The 995-nt window shown below is 29.0% G+C and carries 1 protein-coding gene and 1 pseudogene; both read left to right on the top strand.

Annotated elements, in window-relative coordinates; all coding sequences use genetic code 11:
- The first annotated feature begins 76 nt into the window (after nucleotides 1–76).
- Nucleotides 77–415 (top strand): hypothetical protein, encoded by a 339-nt coding sequence (locus LJE08_RS13590; protein WP_227403529.1) that lies wholly within the window; start codon nucleotides 77–79, stop codon nucleotides 413–415.
- A 144-nt stretch (nucleotides 416–559) separates the two neighbouring features.
- A pseudogene (locus tag LJE08_RS13585) lies at nucleotides 560–995 on the top strand (GyrI-like domain-containing protein); the annotation flags it as partial.

The following is a 995-nucleotide window of genomic DNA, read 5'->3' as shown; positions in this document are numbered from 1 at the left end:
CATTGAATGGACACCTTTCACTGTAAAGTAATCAACGTAATGCAATAGATAAATCGGAATTTGTGGAGGAACAAACATGACAAAGAATACTGTGATTTTTATTTTTTTAAACATGATATACCTACTTATTTGGTATGCAACAAACAAAATAAGAAGCACTAAAGTTGGTAAAGAACTAGACAATGGGTTTGAATTTTACAATAGTTTAAACACTAGTGATAAAGAAAATTATTGGAAAGAAGATACTAAAATTTTAAATCTTTTCTTTGTACTTTTCATAATATCTACGAATATTTCCTTTATTCTTCTTTTTAATGAAAATAATCTTTGGATATTTTCATTAGTTGCAGGATTAATTATTTCATCAGTTGTTGCAATAATATTGAGTATTAATCTTAAGAAGAAATACAAATAAGTGAATAAATTATAGTCTATGATCGTATAGATTAAGACAAAGCGTATTTATAAATGAAAGGCTGAGAGATCAGTCTTTTTGTATAGTTTTCATATTTAATGGTATACTTTAAAAAATAGATAAAACCAAATTTAAGGAGTGATTATGGCTTTTGATTTTAAGAAAGAATATAAAGAATTTTATATGCCTAAAAATAAACCTGTGATTGTAAATGTTCCTGAAGCAAATTATATTGCGGTCAGAGGTGAGGGCAATCCAAATGAAGAAGGTGGATCATATCAGCAGGCAATTGGCGTATTGTATGCGATTGCTTATACTTTGAGAATGAGTTATAAGACGGATTATAAAATTGAAGGATTCTTTGAATATGTAGTTCCACCACTAGAAGGATTCTGGTGGCAGGATGATATAGATGGTGTGAATTATGCAGATAAAGATTCATTTCATTGGATTTCAGTCATTCGATTGCCTGATTTTGTGAATGAAAAAGATTTTGAATGGGCTGTTGAAACAGCAACTAAAAAGAAAAGGCTATGTCACAACAAACAGTTGATAAATAGCCATTTTTATAGGGGAGTAT

The organism is Holdemanella sp. DFI.5.55 (assembly GCF_020593575.1).
Taxonomy (GTDB): domain Bacteria; phylum Bacillota_I; class Bacilli_A; order Erysipelotrichales; family Erysipelotrichaceae; genus Holdemanella; species Holdemanella hominis.
Note: the sequence above shows the minus strand (reverse complement) of the source record. Positions and strands in the feature narration are given on the sequence as shown.